This is a genomic window from Streptomyces sp. NPDC048623 (assembly GCF_040650755.1).
In the GTDB taxonomy this organism is placed as follows: Bacteria; Actinomycetota; Actinomycetes; order Streptomycetales; family Streptomycetaceae; genus Streptomyces.
Genome location: NZ_JBEZHV010000002.1, coordinates 226,168 through 252,206, shown reverse-complemented (window position 1 = coordinate 252,206; position 26,039 = coordinate 226,168). Strand labels below are relative to the sequence as shown.

Genomic DNA, 26,039 nt, shown 5'->3' with positions numbered 1-26,039 from the left:
GCCGGATGCGCCGGATGCATCTGGAGGAGCTCACCCGCAGACTCCGGGCCGGCGGGCAGGATCCGACGGCCGAGGAGATCGCGGACGCCGTGTGGCTCGCCCAGTGGCTGCCGCGCACCGACCCGGCGGGCCGGGCCGGGGACCCGCCGCCAGGTCCGCCGGGTGCCGGCACCCCGGTGGAGGGGCGAGATCCGGCCACCGGTGCCACCGGCACACCCGCCACCGACGCCCCACCGGACCCGGACGCCCCGGACGCCGCACAGGCCACACACGCACCGGCGGCACCGCCGGGCCGGCCCGCCGAGACCGTCGACCTGCTGATGCCCGGGTCGGGCGGCGAGGGCGGCGGACTCGCCACGCGCGCGCGTGGCGGCGGCGCCGCACTGCCCGTCCGGGCCCCCGGCGCCAACGCCCTTCCCGGCCTCCTCGGTCTGCAGAAGGCGCTCCGGCCACTGCGCCACTACGCCGCCCATCTGCCCGCCCGCCCCGGCGGTGAACGCCTCGACGAGGAGGCCACCGCCGAGCGCAGCGCCGCCTCCGGCATCCTCACCCCCGTCCTTCGCCCCGCCGCCGGCCTGCGCCCCGACATCCAGCTGCTCATGGACACCGGGCCCGCCATGGTCGTCTGGACCCGGATGGTCGAGGAACTGCGCCAGGCCTGCCAGCAGTCCGGCGCCTTCCGCGACGTGCAGGTGCACCGGCTGCACGACACCGGCGAGGGCCTGCCGCTCGTCACCACCACCAGCGGCCCCGACGGCCGGCCCCGGCTGCGGCCCGGAGACCAGCTCCACGACCCCACCGGGCGCCGCCTCACCCTCGTCGTCACCGACTGCGTCGGCCCGCTCTGGCAGCGCGGCGCCGCCCAGAAGCTCATCCACCAGTGGCCCCGGCACTCCCCGCTCGCCCTCGTCCAGCCGCTGCCGCCCCGGCTGTGGCCGCGCACCGCGCTCCCCGTCGAACCCGGCACCCTGGAGCGGCCCAGCGGCCCCGGCGGGCACGTCCGCTTCGAACCCGACGAGCCGGACTGGGAGCCCGCCGCCGCCGGCCTGCGGGCCGTGCCGGTGCTCACGCCCACGCCCGAGGCCTTCGCCTCCTGGGCCCGGCTGCTCACCGGGCACGGCGGGGGAGCGGTACGCGGCTGGGCGGCGCGCATCGGCCCCGTACCCGCCGGACCCGTGTCCGAACGATACGGATCCGCACCCGGACCCGTGCCGTACGGATCCGCTCAGTCCTCCCGGGCCCCGCGGTCCGGCACCGGCGTCAGGGCGGCCGCCGGCGCCCGGCGCGGCGACGAGGAACTCCTACGCGCCTTCCGCGCCGGGGCCTCCCCCGGGGCGGTCCGGCTCGCCGTGCACCTCGCCGCCGCCCCGCTCGCGCTGCCCGTCATGCAGCTCGTGCAGCGCGCCATGCTTCCCGACACCGGCCCCATGGAGCTCGCCGAGGTGCTGCTCAGCGGCCTCCTGCGGCGGCTGCCCGACCCGACCCCGTACCCCTGCTTCAGCTATCCGCCGGCCGTGCAGGACCTTCTCCTCGGCTCGCTCGACCGGGGCGCCGCCGCGCTCGTGCTCAAGCACTGCTCCGAGTTCGTCGAGCGTCACTTCGGCCAGGGCATGCGGAACTTCCCCGCCCTCGCCGCCGCCCGGCTCGCCGGACAGGGCGCCGAGGAGGACCCGGCCGGCGGTACCGCCGCGGTCGCCGTCCCCCGGGAGGACGAGGAGCAGCCGGCCGGCGCCGCCTCCGAGCTCTTCGCCCGCATCCCCGCGCGCGTGCTGCGCTTCTACCACCCCGACCTCGTCACCCCCGAACCCCTCGCCGCCGCCCGCCGTCTGCTCGACCAGTGGCGCGGCCAGTCCGACCCCTCGCTGCTCGCCTCCGCCCGCGAGCTCGTCGAGACCGCGCTCGGACAGGGCCTCGGCGCCGAGGGACCGCCCGCCCGCCCCGAGGACGTCGCCGGGGCCCGGCTGGTGCTCGGGCAGGTGCTGTACGCACAGGCCGGCACCGCGGCCGTACGGGACCGGGGGCAGCGCCGGGAACTGCTCGACCGGGCCCTGACCGAGCTCGTACGTGCCGGGGAGCTCGCCGCGCCCGGCGGCCAGGACTGGGCCGAGGCCCGGCTCGAACAGGCCGCCGCCCACCACGCGCTGTGGCGGCACACGGGCGAGGCCGGCCGGCTCGACGCGGCCCTCGCCCCGCTCGCGGGGGACCCGGCCGGCTGGCCCGAGAGCCACCGGCACGCGCTGCTCGTACGACGCGGGCGGCTGCGTCTCGCGCGCGGCGAAGGCGCCGAGGCGGCCACCGAGTTCACCGCGGCCCTCGCCCTCTCGCCCGCGGGCGCGGGTGCCTCCGGCGGCCCGGTCGTGCTCGACCTGCTCGACCTGGCCGACGCGCTGCACCTCGCCGTCGCCCCGCCCGAGAGCGTCGCCGACGCGCTCGACCGGGCCGAACCGCTGCTCGGCGACTCCCTCGCGCTCCGGCTGCGCTGGACCACCGCGCGGGCGCGCCTGTACGAGACCACCGGCGACGGCCCGGCCGCCGACGAGGCCTACGAGCGCGCCACCCTGCTCACCCCGGCCGAGGGCGAACAGCGCGGCCGGCTCCTGCTCACCTGGGGCGAGTCCCTGCTGCGCCGGGCCGCCGCCGCGACCGGCACCGCGCCCGTCGACCGTGCCGAGTCGGTGCTTCGCGAGGCCCTCACCTGCCTGCCCGCGACGGCGGGCGTCCGCTCCCGGGCCGTCGTCCTCATCGGCAGCGTCCTGGCGCTCCGCTACGACCGCGCGGGCTTCCTGCCCGACCTCTTCGAGAGCCGTCACCTCCTCGACCAGGCCGTCCGCGCCACCCGCGACCCGGCCGCCCGGGCCGAGGTCTGGCTCCAACTGGCCTGGGTCCGGCTCCGGCTGAGCGAGACGACCCACGACGGGCAGCTGCCCACCGCCCTGACCGCCTACCAGCGCGCGGCGGAGGACAGCCGCACGGCCCACGGCGACACCCCCGGCACGCTCACGCTCGCGCGGGCGCTGCACGGGCAGGGGGCGGTGCTCGCGCTGATGGACCGGCTGTCGGCCGCCGTGACCGCGCTGCGCGCCGCCACCGGGCAGTGGAACCGTCTCGACGCGGGCATGCGGGAGCTCGACTGGGCGGACGTGGAGCGCACCCGCGGCCTGCTCGCGACCCTGACGGCGAGCCCCCGCCCGCAGCCGGCCCGGCTCTCCGCGCAGGAGCGGAAGCTCCTCGCGCCACCGTGGTGGCCCTGGCGGGAAGCGGAGGCGTAGACCGCCGGGACGGAATCGGAACGGCTGGATAACGGGGGCGCGCATGGGCGCAGTTGAGTCGAACGGGTTTCTGGGTTTGCGAGGTCGGGAAGAACCGCTCCGCCGCTACGCCTGTGGGGGACGAGGTCGTGTCGTGTGGATCAGGCCGGATCAGCGAGCGGCGTTCGGTGCCTGGGGTCTCCCCAGGCCCACCAGGGCCGAGGCCTGGGGCCTCCCCAGGCCTGCCGGAGCCGAGGGCTGGGGCCTCCCCAGGCCCGCCAGGGCCGAGGGGACGGATCGCAAGGCGGAAGAGGGGGACGACGCGGTGGGGGCACCTCCCGGGCGAAGCCCAGGGGGACGTCGGCGACCGATGACGACGCGGCGAGGCTTCCCGCAGGCCCTGGCGGGCCTGGGGAGGCCCCATGTGCCGGGCGGCGGGAGCCCGGCAGGATCCGCACGACACGGCCTGGGGCCGGTGAGGAGGAGTCGAGGGTGTTGGAGCACACGCAGTGGCGGACCGGCGCCGGCCGGGATGCCGGAACGCCTCCGCCCCCGCCCGATCTCGCCACCGTCGACCTGCACACCCTTCGGGTCGTGGACCATCCCGCTCTGGTGGCCGAGGCCGAGCGGGTGCTCGGCCGGCCGCTCGACCTCGGCGAGTCCTGGGTCAGTGAGGGCAACCCCTGACACCTCGCGCCGCCACCGGCGCTTTTCGGCCGGATTTCCGCACCGGCCGCCCGCCGGCGGAGCGGGCGCGTGCTGACGACCGGCCTCCTCACCGAGGCCCAGTTCGCCGAACTGGCCAGGACGGGCCCGGCCGTCCCGGGCATGGCGACGCTCCGGGCCGGGCTGCGCGGGCACCGGTCGCTGTTGCTCAAGGCGCTGCTCATCCGCGTCCAGCGCGAGCGGGACGTGGTGGACCCGGCCGTGTTACGCCGCTTCGAGAACGCCTGGGAGCTGCTCGAACGGGCCGAGCGCGCCCGGCCGGTGACGGCACGGGAGGTGCTCGACTACCCCACCACCGGAGCGTGGCTCGCCGCCGCCCTCGGCGCCGCCGCCGGCGCCGAGCTGGAGCACCGCCTGGAGCGGCTGGAATCCATAGCCGTCACCGCGGCGCTGCGGGCCGGCTGCACGTTCGACCTCAGTGCCGTCGCCCCCCAGGGGACCCTGTCCCTGACCGGTGTCGGGCGCGGCAGCGTCGGCGCGGAGCGGGTACGGATCAGGGCCCGCGCCCGGGTGGTGCGCATCGTCCCCGACGACGCCCGCACGGCCCGGGGAGGGCTGGTCCTCGCCCGCCCGGGGCGCGGCAGGCTCACCGGACTCGGCCCCGGCTGGGCGGCCCTGCGCCCCTTGCCCGGCACCACGGCCCTGCTGGACGACCTGGATCCGTACCGGGTACCGCCCGGCGGTGTGGGCGCCCCGCCCCGGGCCGCCGCCGACCGCACCGCCATCGACTCCGAGGCCTGGCACGAGCGCTGGCGCGTCGCCCACCGGCTGCTGAACCGGATCGACCCGGCGCGTTCCGCCGAAGTGCGCCGCGCCGTGCGGACCGTCGTCCCGCTCAGCCTCGACGGCCCGCTCACCGTGCCGATGAGCGCGACCCTGCGGGCCGCCCCCGGCGCCGTGCTCGCCTCGCTGCCCGCCAGCCCGCGGGCGATGGCCGAGACCCTCGTACACGAGGTGCACCACAGCAAACTCGCCGCCCTGAACGAACTCGTGCCCCTGCACCGGCGGGAGAGGTCCGCCCTGCACCGGGTCGGCTGGCGCTCGGACCCCCGGCCCATCGCCGGGGTCTACCAGGGTGTGTACGCCCACCTCGCCCTCACCGACCTGTGGCGACGCGCGGTCGCCGCGGACGGCGCGCCGAGGGCGTGGCGTACGCGCGCGGAACAGCGGTTCGAGCGCTTCCACGTTCAGGTGGGCGCGGCGTTGGAGATCCTGCTTGAATCCGATGAACTGACCATCGCAGGACGGGAGTTCGCCCGACACATGCAGAGGCATCATGCGAGCCTCGGCAGGGTGCGCGGACCCCTTGGGTGACACTGTGCCACAGAGATGTGACACACCGTGGCACATGAGTCGCATGCATGAGTCGCATGAGTGATGAGGGAGCAACGATGGCGGAGCAAGGGCGGTCCGGCGCCGCGACCGGACCGGAACACGTCCTGGTGGTCTTCCCGGGCTATCACCGCCCCTGGGCCACCTGGATCGCACAGCGGCTCGACCTCCAGGGCATCCGGAGCACCCTGCAGCGCTGGGACCCGCCGCGCGAGGTGCCCCTGGAGGACTCCCTGGGCGACCTGCTGCTCGCCCGCGGACAGGTCCTCCTCGTCCTGAACGACTGGTTCTTCGAACTCGGCCCCCGCCCCGCCGGCGAGTGGAACGACGTGCTGCGCGGCTTCGTCGCGTCCCAGGCCGACCGGTTCGCCGCCGTCAACCTCACCAACCGGCCGCTGCTGCCCGCCACCGCCGTCCTCGAACCCGTCAGTCTCTGGGGGGTCGGCGAGGAGGACGCCGAGGCCCGGCTGTTCAGCCGGCTCGGCATCGGGCCGCGCCGTTCGGCCGCCCGCCGCGTCCCGCCGGGCTCGCTCGTCCGCTACCCCGACACGCCCCCCGAGATCTGGGGCGAGGTCCCGCGCCGCAACCCCCGGTTCACCGGACGCGACGACCTGCTGACGGAGCTGCAGGAACGTCTCATGGACGCCGAGCGCGGCAACGCCGCCTGCACCCTGCTCGGCATGTCCGGCATCGGCAAGACCCAGATCGCCGCCGAGTACGCCCACCGCTTCAGCCCCGACTACGACGTGGTCTGGTGGGTCAGCTCCGACGACCGCAACGTGCAGCGCGACCGCTTCGGCGAACTCGCCGCCTCCCTCGGCCTCGCCACCGGCAACGAGCCCGGCGAACGCATCCGCGCCGTCCGTGAGGCCCTGCGCCGCGGCGACCCGCAGTCCAAGTGGCTGGTGATCTTCGACGGCTGGGACGACACCGACGGCGCCGAGATCATGCTCCCGCACGGCCCGGGCCACGTCCTGATCACCTCGCGCAACCGGGCCTGGGGGGAGCACACCGACATCGTCCAGGTGCCCAGCTTCGACCGGGCCGAGTCCACCGGCTATCTGATGCGGCGCGCCCCGCACATCTCCGCCGCCGAGGCCGACGAGGTCGCCGCCGAGTTCGGGGACGTACCCCTGCCGCTCGTCCAGGCCGCCGCCTGGCTCGGCGAGTCCCGCATGGAGGTTCCCGAGTACCTGCGCATGGTGCGGGAGGGCCGGCTCTCCACCGTCGACGAGGCCGCCGCCTCCCACGGCTACCCGCACGCCTCCCTCACCTCCTGGGCCATACTGATCAACCGGCTCCGCCGCACCCAGCCACAGGCCGTCGAGATCCTCAGCCTGTGCGCCTCCTTCGCCCCCGGACGCATCCCCCTCGGTGTCATCCGCGCCTACCCGCAGGCCGAACTCCCCGAGGACCTGCGCTGGATGACCACCGACCTGCCCACCTGGAGCCGGGCCCTGGACACCCTGGTCAACTACTCGGTGCTCACCCGCGAGATGCGCGGTCCGACCACCGAGACCGGTCCGCACCAGGAGTCCGTGCACATGCACCGGCTCGTCCACGACATCGTCGCCCGGCTCACCGACGGCCCCCACCGCGACGCCCACCGCAAGGCCGTCCGCACCCTGCTCGCCGAGGCCGACCCCGGCAACCCCATGGACAGCCGCCACTGGCCCCGCTACGCCGAGCTGCTGCCCCATCTGGAACCCTCGGGCGCACTCACCAGCCGCAACCCGCGCATCCAGAACGCCGTCCTCAACTGCCTGCGCTACTGCTACCGCAGCGGCGAGTTCAAGGCCGGGGCCAGGCTGGCCGAGAAGATCCGGGCCAGCTGGAGCGGGTTCATGGACCCGCTGGCCCAGCCGATGCTGGACCTGACCACCCAGGAGGGCAACGTCCTGCGCGCCAGCGGCCGGTTCCGCGAGGCCCACCAGCTGGACCACGCCCTGCGTCTGCGGCTCGGCGAGGCCAGCCCGGCCAACGACCTCGGCATCATGCTCTGCGAGGGCGCCATCGCCAGCGACCTGCGCCACCTCGGACAGTACGCCGACGCCGAGACCCTCCAGCGAGAGGTCCTCGACGAGGCCCGGCGCATGCTCGGCGACACCGACTTCGTCAGCCTCGTCGCCCGCTTCAACCTGGGCCTCGGACTCCGGCTCCTCGGCCGCTACCAGGAGGCGTACGACCTCGACATCGAGACCCTGGCCACCCGTGAGACCGTGCTGCGCACACGGCACGCCAACACCCTCAACTCCGGCATCGCCTGCGCCCAGGACCTGCGGCTCCTCGGCCGCTACCGGGACGCCCTGGCCCGCCAGGAGTCCAATCTGCGCATGCACGTCCAGGTGCTCGGGCCGCTGCACCCGCAGACCCTCAAGGCACGTGCCCAGCTCACCCTGTGCCGGCGCCGCGAGGGCGGCTTCCAGCAGGACATCGGCGCCATGATGGCCACCACGCTCGACCAGCTGGAACAGGTCCACGGCCGCGGCCACTACGTGACGCTGGCCTTCATCAACGACTTCGGCAACTTCCTGCGCGAGCACGGCGACCTGTCCAAGGCCAAGGAGCTCATCACCGAGGCCGAGGCCGGCTACCGCGCCCTCCTCGGCCCCGCCCACCCCTTCTCCACCGGCATGCTCTGCAGCACCGGGCTCGTCATGCAGGCGTCCGGAGAGCGCGCCGACGCCCTCGCCATGCTGGAGGCGGCCCTCGCCGGGCTCACCGCGTCCCTCGGCCCCGACCACCCCTGGGTCCTCGGCTGCGCGCTCAACGCGGGCGCCGCACGCAACTTCAACGGCAGGGTCGCCGACGCCGCCGAGCTCAGCCGCGACACCCTGCGCCGGGCCCGGCACACCCTCGGCAACGACCACCCGCTCACCCTGTCCTGCCAGATCGCGCTCGCCACCGATCTGCGCGGCCTGCGGGAGACCGAGGAGGCGGGCAAGCTGGAGGAGGACGCGCTGCTCACCCTCACCCGCACGCTGGGCGCGCAGCACCCGCACACCCTGTCGGCCCGTCAGCGCATCCGGCCCTACTGGGACTTCGAGGCGTACTTCTAGACGTACTTCTAGGCCCGCAGCCCCTCGCCGAACGCCGGAGGCCCGGCACCCCCCTCGGGGTGCCGGGCCTCCGTACGTACAGCCGCTCCGTACGCCTGGGATCAGGCGTCGAAGACCTCCGCGACCAGCTGCGCCTGCTCCGCCTGGTGGCGCTTGGCCGAGCCGACCGCCGGGGAGGAGGAGTGCGGGCGGGAGATCCGGCGCAGGCGCTCGCCCGCCGGGATGTCCGCGCCGACCGCCAGGTCCAGGTGGTCGATCAGGTTGAGCGCGATGAACGGCCAGGCACCCTGGTTCGCCGGCTCCTCCTGGGCCCACAGGTACTTCTCGGCGTTCGGGTACTTGGCGATCTCGGCCTGCAGCTCGGCACCCGCCAGCGGGTACAGACGCTCCAGACGGATGATCGCCGTGTCCGTGGCGCCGCGCTTCTGACGCTCGGCCTCCAGGTCGTAGTAGACCTTGCCGGCGCAGAAGACGACCTTGCGGACGTCCGCCGCGTTCACGGAGTCGTCGCCGATCACCGGGCGGAAGCCGCCGGTGGTGAACTCCTCCACCTTCGACGCCGCGGCCTTCAGACGCAGCATCGACTTCGGGGTGAAGACGATGAGCGGCTTGTGGTGCGGGTTGTGGACCTGCCAACGCAGCAGGTGGAAGTAGTTCGACGGCAGCGTCGGCATGGCGACCGTCATGTTGTCCTGGGCGCACATCTGGAGGAAGCGCTCCGGGCGGGCGGACGAGTGGTCCGGGCCCTGGCCCTCGTAGCCGTGCGGCAGGAGCAGGGTGACGCCGGAGGTCTGGCCCCACTTCTGCTCGGCCGAGGAGATGAACTCGTCGACGACGGTCTGCGCGCCGTTGACGAAGTCACCGAACTGGGCCTCCCAGACCACCAGGGAGTCCGGGCGGGCCAGGGAGTAGCCGTACTCGAAGCCCATCGCCGCGTACTCGCTGAGCATCGAGTCGTAGACGTTGAAGTGGGCCTGCTCGTCGCTCAGGTAGAGCAGCGGGGTGTAGTCCTCGCCGGTCTCCTGGTCCACGAGCACCGCGTGGCGCTGGCCGAAGGTGCCGCGGCGGGAGTCCTGGCCGGAGAGGCGGACCGGAGTGCCCTCCATCAGCAGGGAGCCGATGGCGAGGGTCTCGCCGAAGCCCCAGTCGATGGTGCCGTCGTCGATCGAGGCCGCGCGGCGCTGCAGCTGCGGCATCAGACGCGGGTGGACGGTGACCTGGTCCGGGATGTTGACCTGCGACTCGGCGATCCGCTTCACGACCTCCTGGGAGACCGCGGTGGTGACGGCGACCGGGAACTGCGGCTTGGCGTCCGGGACCTGCGCCGGGGCCGGGGCCGCGGTGGCCTCGCGGACCTCCGCGAAGACCTTCTCCAGCTGGCCCTGGAAGTCCTGGAGCGCCTGCTCCGCCTCTTCCAGGGTGATGTCGCCACGGCCGATCAGCGACTCGGTGTACAGCTTGCGCACCGAGCGCTTCTTGTCGATCAGGGTGTACATCTGCGGGTTGGTGAACTGCGGGTTGTCGCCCTCGTTGTGACCGCGGCGGCGGTAGCAGATGAGGTCGATCACGACGTCCTTGTTGAACGTCTGGCGGAACTCGAAGGCGAGCCGCGCCACGCGGACGCAGGCCTCCGGGTCGTCGCCGTTCACGTGGAAGATCGGCGCCTCGATCATGCGGGCGACGTCCGTCGCGTACATGGAGGAACGCGAGGCCTCCGGGGCGGCGGTGAAGCCGACCTGGTTGTTGATGACGATGTGGACCGTGCCGCCCGTGCGGTAGCCGCGCAGCTGCGACATGTTGAGGGTCTCGGCCACGACGCCCTGGCCCGCGAAGGCCGCGTCACCGTGCAGGGCGACCGGCAGGACGGTGAAGTCCGTGCCGCCCTTGTTGATGACGTCCTGCTTGGCGCGGGAGACACCCTCCAGGACCGGGTCGACCGCCTCCAGGTGGGAGGGATTGGCGACCAGGGAGACCTTGATCTGCTCGCCGTCGAGACCGGTGAAGGTGCCCTGGGCGCCCAGGTGGTACTTCACGTCGCCGGAGCCGTGCATCGACTTCGGGTCGAGGTTGCCCTCGAACTCGCGGAAGATCTGCGCGTACGACTTGCCGACGATGTTCGCGAGGACGTTCAGGCGCCCGCGGTGGGCCATGCCGATGACGACCTCGTCGAGGCGGGACTCGGCCGCCGAGTCGATGACCGCGTCGAGCAGCGGGATGACCGACTCGCCGCCCTCGAGCGAGAAGCGCTTCTGGCCGACGTACTTGGTCTGCAGGAAGGTCTCGAAGGCCTCCGCGGCGTTCAGCCGGCGCAGGATGCGCAGCTGCTCCTCGCGCTCCACGCGGGCGTGCGGGCGCTCCACGCGGTCCTGGATCCACTTGCGCTGCTTCGGGTCCTGGATGTGCATGAACTCGATGCCGGTGGTGCGGCAGTACGAGTCGCGGAGCACGCCGAGGATGTCGCGGAGCTTCATCATCGACTTGCCGGCGAAGCCGCCGACCGCGAACTCGCGCTCCAGGTCCCACAGGGTGAGGCCGTGCTCGGTGATGTCCAGGTCGGGGTGCTTGCGCTGCTTGTACTCCAGCGGGTCGGTGTCGGCCATGACGTGGCCGCGGACCCGGTAGGAGTGGATCAGCTCGAAGACGCGCGCCGCCTTGGTGACGTCGTCGTCGTGCGAGGCGTCGATGTCCCGGAACCAGCGGACCGGCTCGTAGGGGATGCGCAGCGACTTGAAGACGTCGTCGTAGAAGCCCTCCTCGCCGAGGAGGAGGTTGGCGACGATGCGCAGGAACTCGCCGGAGGCGGCGCCCTGGATGACCCGGTGGTCGTACGTCGAGGTCAGGGTCATGACCTTGGAGATGCCCAGCTTGTTCAGGGTGTCCTGGGAGGTGCCCTGGAACTCGGCCGGGTAGTCCATCGAGCCGACGCCCATGATGACCGACTGTCCGGGCATCAGACGCGGCACGGAGTGGACGGTGCCGAGGCCGCCGGGGTTGGTCAGGGAGACCGTGACGCCGGAGAAGTCGTCCATCGTCAGCTTGCCGACACGGGCGCGCTTGACGATGTCCTCGTAGGCCTGCCAGAACTCGAAGAAGTTCAGAGTCTCGGCCTTCTTGATGCCGGCGACGACGAGCTGGCGGTCGCCGTTCGGCTTCACCAGGTCGATCGCCAGACCGAAGTTCACGTGCTCAGGCTTGACCAGGGTCGGCTTGCCGTCCTTCTCCGCGAAGGAGTAGTTCATCGACGGCATGGCCTTGATCGCCTGCACCATCGCGTAGCCGATCAGGTGCGTGAAGGAGATCTTCCCGCCCCGGGCGCGCTTGAGGTGGTTGTTGATGACGATCCGGTTGTCGAAGAGCAGCTTCACCGGGACGGCGCGGACGGACGTGGCCGTCGGCATCTCCAGCGAGAGGTTCATGTTCTTCGCGACGGCGGCGGCCGGGCCGCGGAGCGTGATCAGCTCGGGGCCGGCGGGCGCCGCGGTGGCCGCGGTGGCCGGGGCGGCGGCCGCGGGCTTCGCCGGGGCCGCGGCGGCGGGGGCGGCCTTCACGGGAGCCGGGGCGGCGGCCGCGGGCTTCGCCGGGGCGGGGGCCGGAGCCGGGGTGGCCGGTGCGGGCACGGCGGCCGGAGCGGCGGGCGCGGCAGGTGCGGCCTGTGCGGGGCTCACCTGCGGCGCGGCGGGCGCGCTCGGAGTGGTGGCGGCCGGCGCGGGGGTCTCCGCACCACCCGGCTTGTAGTCGGCGAAGAAGTCCCACCAGGCACGATCGACCGAATTCGGGTCCTGGAGGTACTGCTGGTAGATCTCGTCGACGAGCCACTCATTGGCACCGAAGGCGGCGGCGGGGGACTTCCCCTGCCCGTCCTGATCGGTCGGGGAGCTCGGGGTACTGGGGGACTGAGACGACACGGCGGCAACCGCCCTCTTCCGCTTCACAAGGTGATGGACAGCGGAAATAAAGGCTACGCCTCCCTGGCCGGGAGGTGCAGGCCGGGCACTCCAACGTCGCGCAAGTCACACTTGACGGGGTGTTTCGCCGCTGTGAATGGCGGGAAACAAGCGGGGTTCCGCTCTTGCGAGGGTACGGAGAACCGCGGCTGCGGCCCGCTGGACCGCACCCTTGACCGGGCTCCGCGCGATTCCCGTACGAGACACGTACGCACGACGTACGCATCTCGTACGCACCGTGTGCGAATCCCGTACGGGAACTCGTACACGTACACGCAGAACCTCGGCTTCCGGTTCGAACCCTACGTCAATCGCGTGGAGGAAGGCTCCCCGGAAGAGTGAGCCTGATGCGGCAGCCGCGTGACGATTCGGCCACGCCGATGTGGCCACCGTGCAGATCCACCGCCCAGCGCGCGATCGCCAGGCCCAGACCGGTGCCGCCGTCGCTGCCCGGGCCCTGCTGGGCCGGGACCGTGCCGCGGTTGAAGCGCTCGAAGACCTTGTGCCGCTCGGCCTCCGGGATGCCGGGGCCCTCGTCCTCGACCTCCAGGACCAGCGAGCCGGGGCACAGCCCGCGCCGGGCCCGTACGGTCACCCGCCCGTGCGGCGGGGAGTGCTTCACGGCGTTGTCGATGAGGTTGGCCATCACCTGGTGCAGCCGCTCCGCGTCCGCGTGCGCGGTCAGCTCGGGCGGGGTGACGTCCAGGCGCAGATGCACGTCGGTGCGCCGGTGCAGCCCGGAGGTGGAGGACAGGCCGCGCTGGGAGGCGGCCAGATTCGCCTCGCGCAGCACGCCCGACAGATACGGCCACACCTCGAACCGGGTGCGCCGGAGCGTGACGACACCGTTGTCCAGCCGTGACAGGTCGAGCAGCGTCTCCACGAGCCGGCCGAGCCGCTCGGTCTGCTTCAGGGCCGTCCGCATGGTCTCCGGGTCGGCCTCGGAGACGCCGTCCACGACGTTCTCCAGGAGCGCCCGCAGCGCGGCGATCGGGGTGCGCAGCTCGTGCGAGACATTGGCGACCAACTCCTTGCGGTGCCGCTCCACGGCCTCCAGGTCGTCCGCCATGCGGTTGATCGTGGAGGCCAGGTCGCCCAGCTCGTCGCGGCGGTCCGCGCCCCGCACCCGGCGGCTGAAGTCGCCGCGTGAGATCGAGCCCGCGACGTGGTTCATCTCGTCGAGCGGAGCGGTCAGGGACTGCGCCACGAACTGGGTGATCAGCAGGGTCGCGATCATCGCGAAGATCGTGATGTAGCGGAACTCGGTCGAGGTGCGGATCGCCACCAGGGCGAGGCCCGAGGTCAGCAGGACCGCGCCGACCACCAGGGCGCCCAGCTTGGTCTTGATCGAGATCGCTATCCGGTGCCGCCGCGGCCCGCCCGGGCTCTGCGGCCCGCCCGGGCGCTGCCCGCTGCCGCGCAGGCCGGGTGGTCCGCCCCGGGCGCCGGGCACGCCGCGCAGGTTCGGTGCTCCGCCGCGCAGGCCCGGTGGTCCGCCGCGTGCGCCTGGTCCGTCCGGCCTCCTGGGCCCCCGCCGTCTCACGGCGCCGGGGTCTCCAGGGCGTATCCGACGCCATGCACCGTACGGATCCGCTCGGCGCCGATCTTCCGGCGCAGCGCCTTGATGTGGCTGTCCACGGTCCGGGTGCCGGAGGCGTCCGCCCAGTCCCACACCTCGGCGAGCAGCTGCTCGCGGGAGAGCACCGCGCGCGGGGTGTTCGCCAGGCAGACGAGCAGGTCGAACTCGGTGGGCGTCAGATGCACGTCGTCGGCCCGCACCCGGACCCGGCGCTGCGCGTGGTCGATCTCCAGCTCGCCGAGCCGCAGGATCCCGCTGCGCGGGGTCACCGCCGCGAGCGCGGCCCGTTCGACCCGGCGGAGCAGCACATGCACCCGGGCGGCCAGTTCGCGCATCGAGAACGGCTTCGTCATGTAGTCGTCGGCGCCGACGCCGAGGCCCACCAGCATGTCCGTCTCGTCGTCGCGCGCGGTGAGCATCAGGACCGGGACGGGGCGCTGGGCCTGCACCCGGCGGCACACCTCCAGGCCGTCGAAGCCGGGCAGCATCACGTCGAGCACCATCAGGTCCGGCTGCCACGCCTCGGCGGCGTCCACGGCGGCCGGGCCGTCGGTCGCGGTCTGCACCAGGAAGCCCTCGGCCCGCAGCCGGGCGGAGATCGCCTCCACGATCGTGGCGTCGTCCTCGACGACGAGAACTCTGCGCTGGGCTCCCGGAGTCGTCGCACCGTGGTTCGTGGTGTGTGTCTGCTCCATTGCCCCGCCTCGCGTCGCCAACATCGGTGCAGCAGCCTAGAGGCAGCGGCGGCGTCAAGGCTACGCAGGAGATCAGGCGGGACGGACGGCGAGGTGCACCACGTCGGGGACGCCCCGGGCAACGGGGATCTCTTCGGTCCGTACCCCGCTGAATCCGGCATTCCACAACGACCCTTCGAAATCGGCGGAGGGCTGGGCCGACCACACCGCGAGGATTCCGCCCGGGTTCAGACGGGTCGCGCAGGCCGCCAAACCCTCGGCGGAATAAAGGGATTCGTTGTCCTCGGTGACCGTCCAGTCCGGCCCGTTGTCGATGTCCAGGCAGAGCGCGTCATAGGTGTCGGAGGAGGTGCGGACGTACTCGACGAGGTCCGTGTGCAGGATCACGGTGCGCGGATCGGCGAGCGCCGCACCGGACACGGCGTCGAGCGGGCCCCGCCGGTGCCAGTCGATGATGGCCTCCTCGCGCTCGGCGACGGCGATGTGTCCCCAGCGGGGGTCGGCGGTGGCGTGCGCGAGCGAGAAACCGACGCCGAGCCCGCCGATCAGCACGGCGGCGCCCTGCCGCCGCTCCCCGGGCAGCGCGTCCATCGCCGCGTCGACGAGCAGCCGTTCCGAACGTCCGTCCGAGGTGTCCATCAGGAACGTGCCGTTGGCGATGATCTCGTAGTGGGCGCGGTCCCCGGCGTGCTCGCCGTCCCGCTGGCGCAGGACGACCTCTCCGTACGGGCCCTCGCGGCGGTCGAGGGTGACGGGCGTTGCCATGCTTGCTCACTTCCTGGCTCGGTGCGTACGCGTGCGTGTGCGTGGCTACGGCGTGCGTGGTTACGGCGTGCGTGGTTACGGCGCGGTCGGCGGGCCGCCGTCCGGGAGGGCGTCGAAGACCCGCTGGAGCGCGGGCGGGCGGTCCTCGCCGTCGCGGGTGAGGACGAGGCGGTGCGCGTACGTGACGGCGTACTCGAATCCGTCGGCGACGGGCCGGCCGGTGGGGCGGTCGGGGACCTGCGCGTAGGCCGGGTCCTCCAGGGCGGCGCGGAGCGCGGCGACGCCGTCGGGGGTCATCCGGCCGGTGGTCGGCTCGCCGGTGCCCTTGCGGAGGGTGTACGAGCCGTCGTAGTGGACCACCAGCTTGTTGCGGACGCCCGCGAAGCCGCCGCTGACGGCGACCTCGACCAGGACGTCCTGGGGCGCGGGCTGCTCGTCCCGGCCCGCGGTGCTGCTGCTGGTTGTGCCCGCGCTGTCGGGGGGTGCCGCCGGGGCCTGGCCGCAGCCGGTGACGAGGACGACCGCGGCGAGGGCGGCCGCGGCTCCGAACCGCTTCACATGCTCCATGGACCGAGCATGCCCGTACGGCGGGGGCGGGGCAGGCGGAGCGACGAAGTGATCGCTCAGAGCGAACGGGGGTGGGGAACATTCGGGGGCGCAGGTGCATTGAGTCCACATAGCTCAACTTGACTGCCGAAGGGGAGATCATGGCTTCTGAGTCCATGGCGTCCGCGCCGATCGCTCTGCCTGTGCTGCCGCTCGACGACGAGGTCGTGCTGCCCGGAATGGTGGTGCCGCTCGACCTGTCCGACGCCGATGTACGGGCCGCGGTCGAGGCCGCACAGGCCGCCGCGCGCGGCACCACGGGCAAGCCGCGGGTGCTGCTGGTGCCCCGGGTGGACGGGACGTACGCCGCGACCGGTGTGCTCGGCACCGTCGAGCAGGTCGGACGCCTGTCCGACGGCGACCCCGGCGCGCTGATCCGCGCCCGTGGCCGCGTCCGTATCGGCGCCGGGACCACTGGCCCCGGCGGCGCGCTGTGGGTCGAGGGCGCCCTCGTCGAGGAGTTTCTGCCCGAGCCCCTGCCCGGCTCCGTGACCGAACTGGTCAAGGAGTACAAGGCGCTGGCCACCAGCTGGCTGCGCAAGCGCGGCGCCTGGCAGGTCGTCGACCGCGTCCAGCAGATCGAGGGCGTCGGCGCCCTCGCCGACAACTCGGGCTACTCGCCCTTCCTCACCGTCGAGCAGAAGCTCGCGCTCCTGGAGACCGCCGACCCGGTCGCCCGCCTCAAGCTCGCCACCGCGCAGCTGCGCGAGCACCTGGCCGAGCAGGACGTGGCCGAGACCATCGCCAAGGACGTCCAGGAGGGCGTCGACAAGCAGCAGCGCGAGTTCCTGCTGCGCCGTCAGCTCGAAGCCGTCCGCAAGGAGCTGCGCGAGCTCAACGGTGAGAACGCCGACGCGGCCGACGAGTCCGACGACTACCGTGCCCGCGTCGAGGCCGCCGACCTGCCGGAGAAGGTCCGCGAGGCGGCCCTCAAGGAGGTCGAGAAGCTGGAGCGGTCCAGCGACCAGTCCCCGGAGGGCTCCTGGATCCGCACCTGGCTCGACACGGTGCTCGAACTGCCGTGGAACGAGCGGACCGAGGACCAGTACGACATCCAGGGCGCCAAGGCGATCCTGGACGCCGAGCACGCGGGCCTGGAGGACGTGAAGGAGCGCATCACCGAGTACCTGGCGGTCCGCAAGCGGCGGGCCGAGCGCGGCCTGGGCGTCGTGGGCGGGCGGCGCGGCGGCGCGGTGCTCGCGCTCGTCGGCCCGCCCGGTGTCGGCAAGACCTCGCTCGGCGAGTCCGTCGCGCACGCGATGGGCCGGAAGTTCGTCCGGGTCGCCCTCGGCGGCGTCCGGGACGAGGCGGAGATCCGCGGCCACCGGCGTACGTACGTCGGGGCGCTGCCCGGCCGGATCGTGCGGGCGATCAAGGAGGCCGGGTCCATGAACCCGGTGGTCCTGCTCGACGAGATCGACAAGGTCGGCTCCGACTACCGGGGCGACCCGGCGGCGGCCCTGCTCGAAGTCCTGGACCCGGCGCAGAACCACACCTTCCGCGACCACTACCTGGAGGTCGAGCTCGACCTGAGCGACGTGGTGTTCCTGGCCACGGCGAACGTCCTGGAGGCCATCCCGGAGGCCCTGCTCGACCGCATGGAGCTGGTCCGCCTCGACGGCTACACCGAGGACGAGAAGGTCGTCATCGCCCGTGACCACCTGCTGCCCCGGCAGCTGGAGCGGGCCGGACTGGCCGAGGGCGAGGTCGTCCTGGAGGAGTCGGCGCTGCGCAAGCTGGCCGGCGAGTACACCCGGGAGGCGGGCGTCCGCACCCTGGAGCGCTCGATCGCCCGGCTGCTTCGCAAGGTGGCCGCCCAGCACGAGCTGGGCGAGCGGGAACTGCCGGCCACCCTCGGCGAGGGCGACCTGCGCGGTCTGATCGGACGGCCCCACCACGTGCCCGAGTCCGCCCAGGACCCGGCCGAGCGCCGCACGTCGGTGCCCGGTGTCGCCACCGGACTCGCCGTGACCGGCGCGGGCGGTGACGTGCTCTTCGTGGAGGCGTCGCTCGCCGACCCGGAGACGGGAGCGGCCGGTCTGACCCTCACCGGTCAGCTGGGCGACGTGATGAAGGAGTCCGCGCAGATCGCGCTCTCCTTCCTCCGCTCGCACGGCGCGGAGCTGGAGCTGCCCGTCACCGGTCTCAAGGACCGCGGCGTGCACATCCACTTCCCGGCGGGCGCGGTCCCGAAGGACGGCCCGAGCGCGGGCATCACGATGACGACGGCCCTCGCCTCGCTGCTCAGCGGCCGGCTTGTCCGCACGGACGTCGCGATGACCGGCGAGGTCTCCCTCACCGGCCGGGTCCTCCCGATCGGCGGCCTGAAGCAGAAGCTCCTCGCCGCCCACCGCGCGGGCATCACGACCGTCGTGATCCCCAAGCGCAACGAGGCGGACCTGGACGACGTCCCCGCCGAGATCCTGGAGAAGCTGGAGGTCCACCCGGTCACGGACGTCCGCCAGGTCCTGGAGATCGCCCTGGCCCCGGCGGAGGTGCTGGTGAGCGCGGCGGCGTGACGGCTCGTCCGGTGGGGCGCCCTCCCGTGCGGAGGGCGCCCCACCGCCTTCTCACGCGGGGGCGGTACGGCGCACGGCGTCGGCGACGACCGAGGACAGGTCCGGGGCGTCACCGTGCGCGGCCCGCTGAAGATCGGCCCCGGTGCCCCGGGAGAGCAGCAGCTCGGTGCCGCGCAGGGCCCGGTCCAGGTCGCCGGTGGCCCGCAGGGCCGGGGCGACATGGTCGAGCAGGGCCTCCATCACGGCGCCCGCCGGGGCCGGCTGCCAGGTCAGCGGGTGCAGCAGCTCGCCCCGCAGCCCGTATCTGCTGGCCCGCCAGGCCGCCAGGCGCAGAACAGCGGTCGGGACGGGATCGGCGTCCTGTCCCGCCCACCAGGACCGGGCCGCGGTCTCCACCAGGGCACGGACGAGGACGGCCAGGAGCACCCCGTCCTCGACGTGCTGGCAGACGTCGCCGACCCGCACCTCCACCGTCGGGTAGCGACGGGACAGCCGGGCGTCGAAGTAGACCATGTGCTCATCGAGGAGCACCTCGCTCGCCAGCATCGCCCGGGTGGTCTCCTCGTACGCCTCGACGTCGCCGTACAGCTCACTCGGCCCGCTCATCGGCCAGCGCGACCACAGCTGGTGGCGCCAGCTCGCGTAACCGGTGTCCCGGCCCTGCCAGAACGGCGAGTTGGCACTCAGCGCGAGGAGCGGCGCGAGCCAGGGCCGAAGCCGGTCGAGGACCCCGACGCCCTCCTCCGCGGAGGCGAGGTGGACGTGGACGTGACAGGCGCAGGTGAGCTTGTCGTCGACGACCCGGGCGAACCGGTCCTCGATGCGCCGGTACCGGTCCGCCGGATTGAGCACCGGGTCGAAGCGCACCGGCGCGGTCGCGAGCGCCGCCACCGCCGCCCCCGCCTCCTTGGCGGCGGCCACGACGGCCCCTCTCGCCCGCCGCAGCTGCTCGTCGAGCTCGGCCGAGGTCACGCAGGGGCGCGTGGCGATCTCCACCATCTCGCAGAACAACTCACGCTGCGCCGGCTCGCCCCGTTCCGCCGGCCGCAGGACATCGGCATGCCACGCGGCGATCTCGGTGACGGCACCGGACACCGGTCGGGGGACCCCGGTCTCGGGATCGACGAGGAGCAGTTCCTCCTCCACACCGACCGTGCGCGGCCCTTCTCCGCGGTGGTAGGTCCACGGCTGCTGATCGCGCATGGAAGGCACTCCTTCACGGGCGGCGGGCGGCGGGGCACGGACGGCCGTTCGAACAGAGCTCTTCCGAAGCATCTCCGCGGAAGCATCCGCTCCCACCCGTCCTGGTGCGGATGGCGTGAACTAGACCGCGGCAACGCCCGGCTGCGGGCGGGTGCGGATGCCCCAGCGGGCGAGAGACGGACCGGCAGCACCCAGCGCCGCGAAGAACAACCCCAGCAGAAGCCAGCCTGCCGTGCCGAGGCCGAGCACCACCGTCGTGAGAATCGCGGGGGCGAGAGCCTGGCCCGCGCTGAAGCCGAGGCCGAGGACGCCTTGGTACTGGCCCTGGGCATGGTCGGGGGCGAGACCGAATCCCAGGGCGAAGCCCGCCGAGGACTCCCACACCTCTCCCAGGCTATGGACGAAGATCGCGGCGAGGACCAGTCCCGCCGCCGCCCAGACAGGGGTGTACGCCGCCAGCGCCATCATCGGGCAGCTGACGAGGAAGAGCAGCCCCGCGGTGCGAAAGGCCCGGCCGCCGTCGTGCGGGGTCTCGATACGGGAGCCGATCCTGGTCTGCATCAGCACGCAGAAGGCGGCATTGACAGCGAACAGTGCGGCCACCGTCCAGCGCGGCGCTTCGGTGTGTTCGGAGATCCAGATCGGCAGGAGCAGGGAGACCACCGGGTACTGCAGTCCCATGGCCCCGTAGAGGGCGGTGAACGTCAGGAACGGGCGGTCCGTGAGAGCGAGCCAGCGTCGCTGCTGCGGCGGTGCCGCCAGCACTGGATAACGGGGCAGCAGAAGCAGGAGCAGCGCGCACAGGGCGAAGCTCGCCGCGTTGCCGAGGATCAGCGTGACGTAGGCGCCGCGGGTGCCTGCGGCCAGCGCCAGCCCGGCACCCACCGTTCCGAGAATGACGCCCAGGTTGACGAAGGTGCGCAACTTCGCGCGGAACCTGGCCGGGCGCGCACCCCCGACCCGGACCACCAGAGCGCCCCAGGCCGCCCCACCGACCGCCGCGGCGATCTGGTCGACCGTCGCGATGATCGTGAGCGCGGTCCAGCTCTCGACGAGGACGAGGGCCGCCATCGACACCGCCCGGACCACGAGGGTCAGCATCACGATCACGCGTGCGCCGCGCCGGTCGGCGAGATGGCCCCCAGGTATTCCCGCGCACAAACCGATCACTCCGGCGATGGTGAGCGCGGCGCCGACCTGCACCGCGGGCAGGCCCACGACCAAGGTGAAATAGAGCGCCGACGCCGCGTTGAACAGACCGTTGCCGACCCGGTTGACGAAACTGGCGGCGATCAGCACACGCTCCGGCCTGCTGTCCCCCGCCATCCGACCTATTCGACCTGCTAATCCGCCCTTGATCATGGACGGGAGGCTAGCAGCGGCCACAGAACCCGTTCGGGGGAATCTTCGGCTTCGGTGACTGCGGGTGAGGGGGGATCCGTACAGTCGGTAGTGCTACGGGGGTGGCAACTACGCTGCGGGTTGGGGGAGTTAAACCATGGCCAAAGCTAAACGGCAGGAAGCGTGGGAGTTCTTCGGCGAGCTGCTGAAGGAGCACCGGGAGGCGGCGGGGCTCACGCAGAGCGAGTTGGGTGCGCGGGTGTTCGTCTCGGGGGCGTACATCGGGCTCTTCGAGCAGGGGGTCCGGAAGCCGCAACTGGAGCTGGCGACGATGTTCGACGAGGTGCTGAAGACGGGGCACCTCTTCGAGAAGACGTGGCGGAGGCTGATCAACAAGTCGCCGTATGCGTCGTACTTTCAGGCGGCGGCCGAGCTGGAGGCCGTGGCGACGAAGATCTGTGCCTTCGCCCCCACCGTTGTGCCCGGCCTGCTCCAGACGCCCGCCTACGCGCGCGCTGTCACTCTCGCCAGCAACCCGCTCGCCACCGACGAGTACGTCGAGGACACCGTCAAGGGGCGGATGGATCGGGCCGCGATCCTCAAGGACGAGACGAGGCCGGTGTACTGGGCGATCCTGCACGAGACGGCGCTGCGCATCCCGGTGGGTGGCCCGGCGGTGATGGCCGAGCAGCTGGACCACATCGCGGCGTACGTGCGCGAGCGCAAGGCGCTGGTCCAGGTGCTGCCGTACGCGGCGGGCGCGTACCCCCAGATGGGGAAGATGATTCAGATGATGGAGTTCGAGGACCAGCCTCCAACGGTCTATACGGAGGCGCTGTTTTCGGGGAATCTGCTGGACGATCCGGCGGTGGTGAAGCGCAGTCAGGCGGCCTACGATCTGCTCAGGAGCGCCGCGCTGTCGCCGGAGGCGTCCCTGGCCCTGATCGAATCGGCGGCGGAGGACTACAGACGATGCGCGTCTACGACCTGAACAACGCCCACTGGTTCAAGAGCTCCTACAGCGACGGTCACGGCGGCGAATGCGTCGAGGTCTCGTACGACTTCGCGGACGCCGGTTGGCGCAAGAGCAGCTACAGCGACGGCGACGGCGGCGAATGCGTCGAGGTCCGGGACGACGTTCCCGGCGTCGTCCCGGTTCGTGACAGCAAGGTCCCCGCCGGGCCGGTGCTCGTGGTCGCCGCCCCGGCCTGGGCGTCCTTCGTCGCCGCCCTGAAGGCCTGACGCTCAGCCCTCGTGACGGCGCCGGGCGAGGAGCACGCTGCCCGCGCCGAAGGCGGCCAGTGCGCCGGCGCCCGCCAGGGCGAGGGGGAGCGGGGAGCCGGGGGTCTCGGCCGTGTCGGCGGAGAGGGCCGGGGGCTGTTCGTCGCCGCCGTGGCCCGCGTGGCTGACCGTGGACAGCTGTGCGCCCGCCGTGAGTTCCGCCTCGGTCGGGGCCTGCGCGGCCGTGGCCGCCGCGGTCCCGCCGAAGGTCACGTCCGAGCAGCTGTAGAAGGCCTCGGGGCTGTCGTTGCGCTGCCAGATCATGTAGACGATGTGACGGCCGGTCCGGGAGGGCAGGGTGCCGTTGAAGGCGTAGTAGCCGTCGGTCGAGGTGCGGGTGGTGTTGTAGACGGCGACCGGGGCGCTGTCGAGGTCCGACCACTTCAGCGGCTTCGTCGGGTCGAAGCCCTGCTTGGTGATGTACATCGTCATGGTGCCGGAGTGCGGGGCGGTGACCCGGATCTTGAAGCCGAAGGCGCCGGAGTTCACGGCCGTGGCCGGCCAGTCGGTGCGGGCCCAGTCGAGCGCGCGGTACTTGTCGCGGTTGGCCGAGCAGAGCTTGCCGTCCGGGATGAGGGCCTGGTGGTTGCCGTCGGCGTTGGCGATGTTGACCTCGTTCCAGTCGTAGAGCGGCTGGGTGCCGGAGTCGGCGACGAGGTCCTTGCACACCTGCGAGTCGGGGGACTCCGGCCCCTCGGCGTAACAGGCGGCGATCCGGCTGACCGGGTTGAACACCGCGCCGTGGGCCTGTGCGGCGGTCGGGGTGAGGGAGACGAGTGCGGCGGCGGAGACCGCGGCGAGGGCGGCGGTGGTGCGGCGAGGGGACGGCATGCGGGGGCTCTCTCTCGTGCGTGGGGGAGGACGGGACGAGCAACACACGTGCGGCGCACAGGAGTTGTGGGCTCCCGTTGGCGCCGCCAAGAGGGTCGCATTGGTCCATACCAATAGGCAAGAGGCGTGGCCCGGCAACCGCACCACGGCGGGGCCCCGGGCGTGCCGCTCGCCCGGGGCCCCGCCGCCGTACCGTTCCGTCAGCCGTTCGCGAGGGCCTGCACCCGCGAGAGGTCCCCGTTGAAGTGGTTGTGGTCGCCGACCGTCGGGCCGGTCGAGGTGTACTGCCACATCGTGTAGTACGTCCAGCCGGCCGGCAGGGTGCCGACCTCGGAGGCGTACCGCGCGACCCAGAGCGGGTTGGTGGTGGCGAAGCCGCTGTAGTTGCCGGTGCACTGGGTCCACCAGCTGGTGGCCGTGTAGATCACCGGGTCGCGGCCGGTCCGGTACTTGTAGCGGTTCACGAAGTCGCGGATCCAGGCCACCATCCCCGACTGCGTCTTGCCGTAGCAGGTGGCGCCGTACGGGTTCCACTCGATGTCCAGCGCGCCGGGCAGCGTCTTGCCGTCCTTCGACCAGCCGCCGCCGTTGTTCACGAAGTAGTCGGCCTGCGCCGCGCCCGTCGTGGTGTCCGGCGTCGCGAAGTGGTACGAGCCGCGGATCATGCCCACGTTGTACGAGCCGTTGTACTGCTGCGCGAAGTAGGTGTTCTTGTAGTACGTGCCTTCCGTCGCCTTGACGTAGGCCCACTTCACCCCGCTGTTCCATAGGGTCGACCAGGCGACGTTCCCCTGGTGGCTGGAGACGTCGACGCCCTCGGTCTGGACGGCCTGGATCGAGACGCCGCCGGGCGCCGCGCCCTGGCCGTCGTGCGCGATCACGCCCATGCCCATGTACGCGGAGCCGCGGGCGGGGACCTGCTGACCGGTCTTGGCGCCCGCGCCCGCGCCCGGGTCCGGGGCGGCGCTGGCGGTGCCGGAGAGGGTGAGGGGGAGGACGAGGGTGAGGGCCGCGAGAGCGGCGCCGGCGAGAGTCGTTCCGGATCTGTGCACACGCATTGCGTGCCTCCGAGGGGCTCGGTGGGGGGGAGCGGGAACGGGGGAACCAGGACGGAGCTGCCCGCGTCAAAGATGGCGCGGACATGTCATGCGGTGTCGCCGGACACGACGCTACGCACGTAGACCCACCGGACGGAAGAGGGCCCGGGGGCTGCCGTTGGTCTACTCCTGCGAAATACTGAAAGAGCTGCGGCGATGGCCGCCGCCGTAAGAAACTTTCAGCGAGCGGAAAGCGCGCGAGGGGTGCTGACGTGCACGTAAGCGGTACGGGGAATGAAGCCGGACCCAAGAGTGGGAGTGGTGTGGACCAGGAATTCCTCGCCCTGGAGCGCGAACTGTCGGTCTTTCTGCGTCGCGCCCGCGCCCAGTCCGGCGAGATGGCCCGCGAGGTCCACCCCGAACTGGAGCCCGCCGCCTACGGTCTCTTCGTCCGGCTCGACGAGGCGGGGCCGCAGCGCGCCACCGATCTGGCCGGCTGGTTCGGCGTCGGCAAGGCCACGATGAGCCGCCAGCTGCGCGCCCTGGAGGACCTCGGGCTCGTCGCCCGCGACCCGGACCCGGCCGACGGCCGCGCCTCCCTGGTCCGGCTCACGGAGGAGGGCCAGGGCCGCTTCCGGCACGTCCGGGACGCGCGCCGCGAGCGGTACGTCCGCAAGCTCGCCGACTGGGACCGCGCCGAGGTCGCGGAACTGGCCCGCCTCCTGCACCACTTCAACATCCGTTCCGCGGAAGGGTGACCCCCCGGGCGAGTGAGCCGAAGGGGCGCGGCCGGGGGAACAGTGACGAGCGCGCGCAGTCCCCGAGGAACGAGGGGGCGAGCACGTACGGCGCTGTGAGTCCGGCTCAAGCGCCCCGGAGGCGAACCGAGCCTCAAAAAAGGGCGTACACGGCCGTCGCGTCGTCGTGGAGCTTCCAGCGGTGCGCGCCGCCCGCCTCCGCGTCCGCCGTCTCCAGCGCCCGGACCCGCCGCAGCAGGCCGTGCGCGCCCTCCTTGTCGAGGACCGCGAAGAGGTCCGTCCAGTCGCCCGCCCGGAACAGCTCCACCCAGCGGGTCGCGCCGTCGCTGAGCGCCGCCACCGCCCGTACCGCGGACCTCGGGCTCGTCCCGGTCACCGCGCGGGCGGCGACGGACGGGTCCGCGGCCGCCGTGAAGAAGCCGCCCTCCCGGTTGCGGAGCCGGTCCGTCGCCGCGAGCGAGCGCCGCACCTCCTCCGGCACCCGGTCGAGCCGGTCGTCGAGCACCGCCCGTACCGCGCCGTCCGGAGCCGCCAGGAGCAGGGCCGCGTCGGACAGCACCAGGTGCTCCACCACGGCCTCGTCCCAACGCGCCAGGGCCACCGTCGCCTGAGGAGTACGCACGTGAGAAAGGTCACAGGTGTTTCGATGGGCGTCCGCGGTGCGCCGGATTGCCAGCGACAGAATCCCGGCCAGCGTCAGATCGCGCCGCGAAGCGGACAGTTCCGTCAAAGCGCCACCCAGCCGGGCGGTGAACCAGGGCACCCCGTGCACACAACCGTCGTCGCCCGCCGGAGGGGTCACCCCGTCCAGGACGACGATCGCGCCACCCGCCCCCGAGGCGGGCAGAACTGCGGCCGCCCAGTCCTCATTGGGGCGTTCGGGACTGCCGGGGAGGGTCGCCGCTTCCGTACGCATGATCCGCAGTCTGCCCCCGGGCGGCCCGGTCTGCATCTCTTCTTCACATGCCCTCCAAACGGCCGAAAATGGCCTGTACCAAAGGGGTCTGACGGTGCCCGAGGGGCGGAAGTGAAGGATCCGGGAAGCTGTGGGCGGGCATCCTGCCAAAGCCCGCGCGGAAGATCCAACCGGCGGTACGCGAGGCACACCCGCGCCC

The 26,039-nt window shown here is 72.7% G+C and carries 18 protein-coding genes; 8 read left to right on the top strand and 10 right to left on the bottom strand.

Going from position 1 to position 26,039, the window contains the following annotated elements; genetic code table 11:
* Nucleotides 1–5: 5 nt before the first annotated feature.
* The 4 genes from AB0C73_RS04145 to fxsT all read left to right on the top strand — a co-directional run bounded on the left by AB0C73_RS04145 (nt 6) and on the right by fxsT (nt 8,365).
* The gene (locus AB0C73_RS04145) at nt 6–3,269 is read left to right on the top strand and encodes an SAV_2336 N-terminal domain-related protein (RefSeq protein WP_362524307.1); all 3,264 of its coding nucleotides are present in this window, start codon (nt 6–8) and stop codon (nt 3,267–3,269) included.
* Between the two features lie 471 nt (nt 3,270–3,740).
* Nucleotides 3,741–3,935, top strand: coding sequence for a hypothetical protein (locus tag AB0C73_RS04140; RefSeq protein ID WP_362524305.1), 195 nt, complete (start codon nt 3,741–3,743; stop codon nt 3,933–3,935).
* Between the two features lie 69 nt (nt 3,936–4,004).
* Nucleotides 4,005–5,288 carry an HEXXH motif-containing putative peptide modification protein gene (locus tag AB0C73_RS04135; RefSeq protein WP_362524303.1) on the top strand — a complete coding sequence of 428 codons (1,284 nt, stop codon included), beginning with the start codon at nt 4,005–4,007 and terminating at the stop codon, nt 5,286–5,288.
* Nucleotides 5,289–5,365: 77 nt separating this feature from the next.
* On the top strand, nt 5,366–8,365 hold the full coding sequence (fxsT, locus tag AB0C73_RS04130) for an FxSxx-COOH system tetratricopeptide repeat protein (RefSeq protein WP_362524300.1): 3,000 nt from the start codon (nt 5,366–5,368) through the stop codon (nt 8,363–8,365).
* A 101-nt stretch (nt 8,366–8,466) separates the two neighbouring features.
* Here the strand turns inward: fxsT and AB0C73_RS04125 are convergent, their stop codons facing one another.
* The 5 genes from AB0C73_RS04125 to AB0C73_RS04105 form a co-directional block, all read right to left on the bottom strand.
* Complete coding sequence (locus AB0C73_RS04125; protein WP_362524298.1) at nt 8,467–12,270, bottom strand: multifunctional oxoglutarate decarboxylase/oxoglutarate dehydrogenase thiamine pyrophosphate-binding subunit/dihydrolipoyllysine-residue succinyltransferase subunit; 3,804 nt, start codon at nt 12,268–12,270, stop codon at nt 8,467–8,469.
* 346 nt (nt 12,271–12,616) lie between these two features.
* The gene (locus tag AB0C73_RS04120) at nt 12,617–13,669 is read right to left on the bottom strand and encodes an ATP-binding protein (RefSeq protein WP_362524716.1); all 1,053 of its coding nucleotides are present in this window, start codon (nt 13,667–13,669) and stop codon (nt 12,617–12,619) included.
* A gap of 179 nt (nt 13,670–13,848) precedes the next feature.
* Nucleotides 13,849–14,583, bottom strand: coding sequence for a response regulator transcription factor (locus tag AB0C73_RS04115; protein ID WP_362524296.1), 735 nt, complete (start codon nt 14,581–14,583; stop codon nt 13,849–13,851).
* A 72-nt stretch (nt 14,584–14,655) separates the two neighbouring features.
* Nucleotides 14,656–15,348, bottom strand: coding sequence for a spermidine synthase (locus AB0C73_RS04110; protein WP_362524294.1), 693 nt, complete (start codon nt 15,346–15,348; stop codon nt 14,656–14,658).
* Between the two features lie 75 nt (nt 15,349–15,423).
* Nucleotides 15,424–15,915: a hypothetical protein gene (locus AB0C73_RS04105; protein ID WP_362524291.1), complete on the bottom strand. Its 492-nt coding sequence runs from the start codon at nt 15,913–15,915 to the stop codon at nt 15,424–15,426.
* Between the two features lie 140 nt (nt 15,916–16,055).
* Here AB0C73_RS04105 and lon point away from each other — a divergent pair, with 140 nt between their 5' ends.
* The gene (gene lon / locus AB0C73_RS04100) at nt 16,056–18,473 is read left to right on the top strand and encodes an endopeptidase La (RefSeq protein WP_362524289.1); all 2,418 of its coding nucleotides are present in this window, start codon (nt 16,056–16,058) and stop codon (nt 18,471–18,473) included.
* Nucleotides 18,474–18,524: 51 nt separating this feature from the next.
* Here the strand turns inward: lon and AB0C73_RS04095 are convergent, their stop codons facing one another.
* Nucleotides 18,525–19,676 carry a glutamate--cysteine ligase gene (locus AB0C73_RS04095; protein ID WP_362524287.1) on the bottom strand — a complete coding sequence of 384 codons (1,152 nt, stop codon included), beginning with the start codon at nt 19,674–19,676 and terminating at the stop codon, nt 18,525–18,527.
* A 120-nt stretch (nt 19,677–19,796) separates the two neighbouring features.
* On the bottom strand, nt 19,797–21,038 hold the full coding sequence (locus AB0C73_RS04090) for an MFS transporter (protein WP_362524285.1): 1,242 nt from the start codon (nt 21,036–21,038) through the stop codon (nt 19,797–19,799).
* Between the two features lie 136 nt (nt 21,039–21,174).
* Here AB0C73_RS04090 and AB0C73_RS04085 point away from each other — a divergent pair, with 136 nt between their 5' ends.
* Nucleotides 21,175–22,008 (top strand): helix-turn-helix transcriptional regulator, encoded by an 834-nt coding sequence (locus AB0C73_RS04085; RefSeq protein ID WP_362524282.1) that lies wholly within the window; start codon nt 21,175–21,177, stop codon nt 22,006–22,008.
* Nucleotides 21,990–22,259 (top strand): DUF397 domain-containing protein, encoded by a 270-nt coding sequence (locus AB0C73_RS04080; protein ID WP_362524280.1) that lies wholly within the window; start codon nt 21,990–21,992, stop codon nt 22,257–22,259. The genes AB0C73_RS04085 and AB0C73_RS04080 overlap by 19 nt, the downstream gene beginning before the upstream one ends.
* A 3-nt stretch (nt 22,260–22,262) precedes the next feature.
* Here the strand turns inward: AB0C73_RS04080 and AB0C73_RS04075 are convergent, their stop codons facing one another.
* Both AB0C73_RS04075 and AB0C73_RS04070 read right to left on the bottom strand, forming a co-directional pair.
* The gene (locus AB0C73_RS04075; protein WP_362524279.1) at nt 22,263–23,129 is read right to left on the bottom strand and encodes a lytic polysaccharide monooxygenase; all 867 of its coding nucleotides are present in this window, start codon (nt 23,127–23,129) and stop codon (nt 22,263–22,265) included.
* A 200-nt stretch (nt 23,130–23,329) separates the two neighbouring features.
* The gene (locus tag AB0C73_RS04070; protein ID WP_362524277.1) at nt 23,330–24,187 is read right to left on the bottom strand and encodes a lysozyme; all 858 of its coding nucleotides are present in this window, start codon (nt 24,185–24,187) and stop codon (nt 23,330–23,332) included.
* 302 nt (nt 24,188–24,489) lie between these two features.
* On the opposite strand from AB0C73_RS04070, the gene AB0C73_RS04065 reads away from it, so the two are divergent.
* Nucleotides 24,490–24,924, top strand: coding sequence for a MarR family transcriptional regulator (locus AB0C73_RS04065; protein WP_362524275.1), 435 nt, complete (start codon nt 24,490–24,492; stop codon nt 24,922–24,924).
* 133 nt (nt 24,925–25,057) lie between these two features.
* Here AB0C73_RS04065 and AB0C73_RS04060 read toward each other — a convergent pair whose 3' ends face one another.
* Nucleotides 25,058–25,840, bottom strand: coding sequence for a hypothetical protein (locus AB0C73_RS04060; protein ID WP_362524273.1), 783 nt, complete (start codon nt 25,838–25,840; stop codon nt 25,058–25,060).
* Nucleotides 25,841–26,039: the final 199 nt, after the last annotated feature.